Here is a 6438-nt window from a genome sequence, read left to right as displayed (position 1 = left end):
AAAATGTACTGGTAGAAGAAAAGCCGTTGCCTTATGAAGCGTGGCATTCAACAGGAACTGAACAAACTGGAATTTCTAATAAAGCTCGGTTAATTATTGGACCAGTAGCAACCACCATTGGAGCAAAGTTGAATCGATCTATGAAGGAGAATCCGTTGACTTGGAATTCTGGAAATTGGCAAGCAACAGCTAATCGAGATTGTACTTTGTTAGTAGAAGGGTTAGTTAGATATCAGTTTGGCGGATCAACAGCTGGTCAGTATGGTTATATTACTTTTTATAAAGACGATGCTCAAACTAGTTCTATTGGTTTCGCAGGTGGTGTTGGTATAAATGGAACTGCATTGCAATGGAAGCATGGGCTTCACTTTAGTAGAATTTTCGCGTTGAAAAAAGGAGAGTACTTCAATATCACTTTTGAAACTCAGGAGGGTAAGAAGTTAGATTTTTCTCAAATAAACACGCTGCACATTATGGAAATAGAATCTTAGATTAAAGGAGTGAAACGAATGAAAAACATTTGGAAATACGGACGTACTGGCGGAGAGTACGCAGGAAAAGTATTGGACGATATGCTTGTATCCGTTCCTTACACAGATCAGCCTCCACTTGAAGGGGTTCGAGCTGATGGCGAACCGTTAACAATCGCTGATCAGATGTTTGATCCTAAACTGAACCAATGGATTGTTTTAGCGAACGCACTAGATCACAACGATTTAAACAATCTCAAAGTGATGTACGAGGCTCTGGAACGCGAGAACGATAATCTAAAACAGCTCAACGCCAAACTCATGCTAAACGATGTAGCAATTAAACAGGAAAATACTGCATTGAAAGAAAAAGCGGATAGTTTAGCACAAATCAATTCAAAAATGATGCTTGCTTCGTTACAAAATAGCAAAGACATTTCAGAAATTAAAGAGCAACTAAATCCAGCTTCAAAGGGAGGTGAGTAGTATGTTTAGTTTTAGCGATGTGAAAATGATGTATGATTGGGGCTGTTTTACTGACGATCAAGTTCGACTATTCGTTCCACTATGCATTACAGACGAAGAAGCGGATAAAATCATTAGCAAAGAAGAGAGCGCATCTTAATTGATGTGCTTTTAGTTTTGATACAAGGAGTTGCAATATGATTAATTTAGGGGAATGGGGAGCGATAGCAGGATCAATAACCGCTATCGTTTCTTTGATTTTATTAGTAATTAGACCGATTGTTGCATCATTTACAAAAATTACGAAAACACTATCACAAGTGAGTTACAACTTGGAACTATTAACAAAAGATTTAGAATCGAGCAAATCAGATCGATTGATGATTCATGAAGAACTAAAGAAACACGATGAAAGATTAGATACACATGCAGAAAAATTGGTAGAACACACACAACAAATTAAAACTTTATTTAGGGAAATATCTCGATAAAAATAGAAAGAAGATGAATAAAGATGATCTTACCTGATAAGTATTATCAAGTCATTAAATGGACAGTTTTAACAGTATTGCCAGCTGCTTCTGTGTTAGTAGCAACGTTAGGGAAAGCCTATGGATGGAATGGAACAGATATGACAGTACTTACTATCAATGCAGTAGCAACATTTTTAGGTGTTATCACTGGTGTGTCGGCTTATAATTTGAAAAAATAGGAGGAAACAAATGAAAAAGAAAATTACTATTACTGCGATGAGCCTATTAACGGCTCTTTTTTTATTGCCGATTAATGGGTTTGCCTATACGATTAACAATGAATTTAATTTAGGCCCAAACGAAGGTAGCTCACAAGTAGCAAATAATCAGTACATTTTACTGCATGAAACGGCTAATGAAACAGCAACAGGACGCAATGAAGCGCAGTATATGCAACGTTCATGGACTAGTGCTTACACTGCTTATATTGTGGGAGACGGCGGAATTGTTTATCAAGTCGGTCAACCTGGTTATGTACAGTACGGTGCTGGTTCGTATGCTAATGCTAACAGTCCCGTGCAGATTGAGTTACAACACACACATGATAAAGCAACGTTTGAGAAAAACTACAAGGCATACGTTGAATTGGCAAGAGATTCAGCAATAAAATATGGTATTCCATTAACATTAGACACGCCTTATAACCAACCAGGAATCAAATCGCATTTATGGGTAACACAAAATATTTGGGGCGATCATACAGATCCTTACGGTTATCTTTCTGAAATGGGTGTAAGTAAAGAAAAACTAGCCTATGATTTGGCTCATGGATTTACCGATAAAAATCCGACAACTTCAGATGATAAACCAGTCATTGATCCAACTAGAGCAGGTGCTGCAAATCCTACACTGACAGATGGAACGAATTATGCCCACATTGATCAGTTCGGAGAAATCGAAAACGCAAACTTGCATGTGGCTGGATGGCACATTGCTAACTATGAATACGAGTATATTTTCATTATGGATTACAATACTGGAAAAGAACTAGCACGAGTAAATGCTAATGGCGTTTCACGCCCAGACGTAAACCAACCCTACGGCACTTATGGTAACGTTGGTTATCATGTATCTTTCAATATGCGTAATTTTCCTAACAAGAAAGTATATGTTATGATGCGTGCAACGAACGATCCGAAAGGTAACACGCAAGGCGGAGCGCAAGATTTTCATGACAAACGTTGGTATTTAAATATTCCACAACGATAAAAAATAGCCCCTCGTTGAGGGGCAGTACATATAATTTGTTTTCAATAAATATCTCATATTTAAGTTGTTTTTTATCATTAAATTTTTATTAACAAAACATAAGACACTATATATAGCACATTATGTTTTGCTATATCCTGTAAAATACATAATACACACTATATGTTGTGTTTATATGTATGTTTTAAATGATTTATTATTAAATCTTCACAATTGACGTTTTATTTTCTGCATGATATATTTTAATCAATAGATGACAATGCCTCCATTTCCGAAAGGACAGATACGCTCTGACATGGAGGCTCTTTTTTTGGAGGAAAAGGGATGGATGAACCACTATACTTAAGTTGTGAAGAACAGTTAGAATTGTTTGCTGCAAGAGGTATGAAAGTAAAAGAACATGATGTAAAAAAACTTGAGCATGTAAATTATTAAAGATTAAAAGAATTTGCTAGACCTTTATCAAAAACAAGAAAAGAAAATGGAGTAGTAGTGGTTGATTATACTGGGATATCTTTTAAAGAAGTATTAACTAGATATTACCAAGATAAAAATTTAAGAATTAATTTATTACATGCAATTGAAAAAGTAGAGATATCTTTGAAGACTAAAATAGCGCAAATTTTAGGAGAATCTTTAGGTGCGTATGGTTATTTAAACTTTTCTTCTTGGACCAATAGAGCAAAATTTAGTAGATTTGAAATTGAAGAGAGACAATATAATTTTAAAAAAAACTTGCTAAAAGTTATGCGACATGCTCGCTCTGCAGATTTAACAAATAGAAATAAAAATAAAGATGGCTTTCCTATTATATGGCTAGCACTAGACCTATTGATGTTTGGAGATCTAATTAGAATGTTGGAAATAATGAGTAACAAAAATCTTAAAAAAATCGCTGCTTGTTATGCCTGTGAAGCAAACGAACTTATTTCATGGATGAAATGTTTGCATTTTGTTAGAAATATTTGTGCCCATAATTCAAATATAATTGATTTAAAGCTTAAAACAACCCCTATACAAAAATCAGAATGGAGTAATATTCTTTTTATGTTGAAGGATAAACATGGAGAAAAGAGGCAGTCTAATAGATTAGCAATAGTATTATTAATTGTTTATCACTTGGTTTCTCAAATAAATGAACACTATAAGTGGAAAAATCTTAAGAATAACATAAAAACAATATGTGCAGGTAAAGAAAAGAATGCAAATCTATTAGGTTTTTCTAGTATAGAGGCCTCAAAAAAAGTTTTTAAAACAGAAAAATGACTTTCAAACAAACAGTGAAGGCGCAGTGAATGATGTGCGTATCACTGACATTTGTTTAAGTTTATAAAAATCAGGAAATTGTTCTAGCTATTTACTAAAAAACTCGAATCAATATAAAGCCTACCATACTAATCATATGGTAGGCTTTATATAATGCAATCTATAGATTTTCCGAGTTAATATCTTTATAATGATTCCGTCAATCACATTCTTTTTTTTATCTCTTGTGATAAATCATTAAAATCGTTCTTTTTATTTGTTTTAAGATTAAACATTGATAGTAAAGTGAGGTACGCATTGTCATTTACGAATGTATAATCTGTATCTTGACTTTCTTGATTTAAGAGATAACTACTAATTTTACTATAATACATATCAATAATACTAATATTTGTTGTTCCATCAATTGCATGTATAGTATGGGTGATAACAAAAGTATCTTCAATAGCTTTAATATAAAGGTAAACATCATATATTTGAGATTTCAATTTTATTTTCTCAGCATCATTTAGAATATGCCCATTATGGATAACATTATTTCTTAAATTTCTTAGGCTCTCTATTTTTTTATGAAGTTTTTTACCAATTATATCATCATTAGATTCACCAATTATTTTTTTGTAAAATAACGAGAAAGAGTTAACAAATGCTCCGTATTTTCTTTCTGATAATTTTAAAGAACCTGAAGTATATGCATGTATTAAATCAGGGATATCAATTTCAGCAGTGTGTAAACAATAAGCTGCTGAAAAATCGGTCCAAAATAATTCTAAAGTTGTGTATAAGGAAACTAGCGATTCCCTATAATTTTGTTTAATATATTGAGCTACTGCATCATCAAAGAAAAAGGCATATCTTGGATGACTACTGGCTATTTTAAATTTATGACCGTTTGAACAAGTAGTCTCAATCAGTTCGAATCCGTTGCTTATTTCATAATTACTTAAAGTTGAACTAGGTAACCCATTTTCGCTACAAACTACACAAAAGGGGGGGATTTGATATAGATACATATATTTACCTCCGTCTTTATTTTTCTTAAATTTAGTATTTGAACTTAACATGATTGCCTCATCATTTAAGCAATATTTCTTTTCGTTCCTTAATCAATTCTTTTAACTCTGTTAAATCGTCGATTGTAGCCTGTTTCCGAATAAATGATCGAGCAGTGCTGCGATTCCGTAAATAACGAGCATGCTCGCGATTTTTTTCTTGCCATTTTTTGTTAACAGGAGTTGTGGTGGCTTCTCGTACCCTTAGCTCAGTTGGTCAGAGCAAACGGCTCATAACCGTCCGGTCGTAGGCTCGAGTCCTACAGGGTACATTAACGTAGCCAATTGAATTGTTCTGTGTTAGAATTTTTTGAAGAGTATTATACAAGCTAAAGCTTTTCTTCATTGCCACTCAAATGAGTGGCTTTTTTATGTATCCTTTTATGGATTAATGAAAGGATGTTTCACATAGTTATACTTCTGTATATTTGAAAAGTTTTACTTTGATTTTTAAATGGAAAGACATTTGGGTTATATTGTGAGATAATAATAAAGAAGAGTTTAAAGCGTTCCCCAAAAACCACTCCCCCATAAGTGTGTTACGCTTTAAACTCTTTTATATTTGAAGCCATTAAAAAGCATACCATATTTTTGAAAAAAAGTGAGAAAAAAGGCTTATAATTGGAGTGATAGTTAATTAGTGACTTATTTTTGATTTTATAGCACTGATACTATAAAATATAGATATCATCATATTACACAATCTTAATACCAACTTAAAAATATCTCCTTTCATAAGTATGGTGATAAAATCCGTTCCGGGCTACCTTTTTAGGTAGCCTACTTTAATCTTTATACCTTTCTGGATCAACGAAAGTATACTTCAAATAGTCATAACGCCGATGATCGCTCCGTGCGTCCGGCACGTCAGTCACGATATCAAACAAAAAGTATACATCCTTCTTCATTCTAGTTTTCGCAGCAGGAATTTTGAAATAGTTCTTATTAGAATAATAGAGATTAATTAATAAGCTATCTTCGATTGCTAAAAAGAAAACTTCTGAATCCCACACCTTATAAAAATCTTTGACAAATCTATTCGAAGGATCAAATTTAAACCATAATTGTGTCTTTCCTTCTATTAAAATATCTTGGTTATACGCATCTTCTTTGAAATTTAAGGTAATTGATATGTATCCCGACCAAATATTAGGGTTGTTAGAAATTAAAGATCCTAGTCCTAGTGATAATAAAATACCAGATAATTATACAGCGCAACAGTATATTAAAGATATTTGCAATGTTAGATCTGAAATACAAAGAGTTCTAGATAGAATTGAAAATGAAATTGGTAAGATAATGATGGAAATGGAAAAATCGTGATAAAGTTTTTGTTACTATTTTTAATAATGCAGCAAAAAAATATTGCCACCATTTTGCCACCGATGACTGAGGTTTTCTCAGGTGTTTTGAAATGACCTAAAGATAGAAGAGATTATTTAG

7 protein-coding genes, 1 tRNA gene and 2 pseudogenes are annotated in these 6438 nt (G+C 33.0%); 8 read left to right on the top strand and 2 right to left on the bottom strand.

Annotation, left to right across the window (positions count from 1 at the left end; genetic code table 11):
* The 7 genes and pseudogenes from OS139_RS13580 to OS139_RS13550 all read left to right on the top strand — a co-directional run.
* A pseudogene (locus tag OS139_RS13580) lies at window positions 1-491 on the top strand (BppU family phage baseplate upper protein); the annotation flags it as partial.
* 18 nt (window positions 492-509) lie between these two features.
* Window positions 510-956 (top strand): hypothetical protein, encoded by a 447-nt coding sequence (locus OS139_RS13575; protein ID WP_002331703.1) that lies wholly within the window; start codon window positions 510-512, stop codon window positions 954-956.
* Between the two features lies 1 nt (window position 957).
* Window positions 958-1095, top strand: coding sequence for an XkdX family protein (locus OS139_RS13570; RefSeq protein ID WP_002290625.1), 138 nt, complete (start codon window positions 958-960; stop codon window positions 1093-1095).
* 37 nt (window positions 1096-1132) lie between these two features.
* A complete protein-coding gene (locus OS139_RS13565) occupies window positions 1133-1426 on the top strand; it encodes a hypothetical protein (protein WP_002331704.1) in 294 nt (97 codons plus the stop codon).
* A 23-nt stretch (window positions 1427-1449) separates the two neighbouring features.
* Complete coding sequence (locus OS139_RS13560) at window positions 1450-1647, top strand: phage holin (protein WP_002302122.1); 198 nt, start codon at window positions 1450-1452, stop codon at window positions 1645-1647.
* A 10-nt stretch (window positions 1648-1657) separates the two neighbouring features.
* On the top strand, window positions 1658-2677 hold the full coding sequence (locus OS139_RS13555; RefSeq protein WP_325067016.1) for a peptidoglycan recognition protein family protein: 1020 nt from the start codon (window positions 1658-1660) through the stop codon (window positions 2675-2677).
* Between the two features lie 447 nt (window positions 2678-3124).
* Window positions 3125-3943 (top strand): annotated as a pseudogene (locus tag OS139_RS13550) (Abi family protein); the annotation flags it as partial.
* A 203-nt stretch (window positions 3944-4146) separates the two neighbouring features.
* On the opposite strand, the gene OS139_RS13545 reads toward OS139_RS13550, so the two are convergent.
* A complete protein-coding gene (locus OS139_RS13545; protein ID WP_224446516.1) occupies window positions 4147-4956 on the bottom strand; it encodes a hypothetical protein in 810 nt (269 codons plus the stop codon).
* 237 nt (window positions 4957-5193) lie between these two features.
* Between OS139_RS13545 and OS139_RS13540 the strand changes: the two genes are divergently transcribed.
* Window positions 5194-5267: transfer RNA gene (locus OS139_RS13540), tRNA-Ile, on the top strand.
* A 513-nt stretch (window positions 5268-5780) separates the two neighbouring features.
* Here the strand turns inward: OS139_RS13540 and OS139_RS13535 are convergent.
* The gene (locus tag OS139_RS13535) at window positions 5781-6083 is read right to left on the bottom strand and encodes a DUF5960 family protein (protein ID WP_104841886.1); all 303 of its coding nucleotides are present in this window, start codon (window positions 6081-6083) and stop codon (window positions 5781-5783) included.
* Window positions 6084-6438: the final 355 nt, after the last annotated feature.

This window comes from Enterococcus sp. E4-223, from assembly GCF_035727065.1.
In the GTDB taxonomy this organism is placed as follows: Bacteria; Bacillota; Bacilli; order Lactobacillales; family Enterococcaceae; genus Enterococcus_B; species Enterococcus_B faecium.
The sequence above is the reverse complement of the archived record's forward strand: the minus strand, read 5'-3'. Positions and strand labels throughout refer to the sequence as shown.

Coding starts and splice junctions, on each gene's coding strand:
- OS139_RS13560 (WP_002302122.1), top strand. CDS start 1,450: ATGATCTTACCTGATAAGTATTATCAAGTCATTAAATGGACAGTTTTA.
- OS139_RS13575 (WP_002331703.1), top strand. CDS start 510: ATGAAAAACATTTGGAAATACGGACGTACTGGCGGAGAGTACGCAGGA.
- OS139_RS13565 (WP_002331704.1), top strand. CDS start 1,133: ATGATTAATTTAGGGGAATGGGGAGCGATAGCAGGATCAATAACCGCT.
- OS139_RS13545 (WP_224446516.1), bottom strand. CDS start 4,956: ATGTATCTATATCAAATCCCCCCCTTTTGTGTAGTTTGTAGCGAAAAT.
- OS139_RS13570 (WP_002290625.1), top strand. CDS start 958: ATGTTTAGTTTTAGCGATGTGAAAATGATGTATGATTGGGGCTGTTTT.
- OS139_RS13555 (WP_325067016.1), top strand. CDS start 1,658: ATGAAAAAGAAAATTACTATTACTGCGATGAGCCTATTAACGGCTCTT.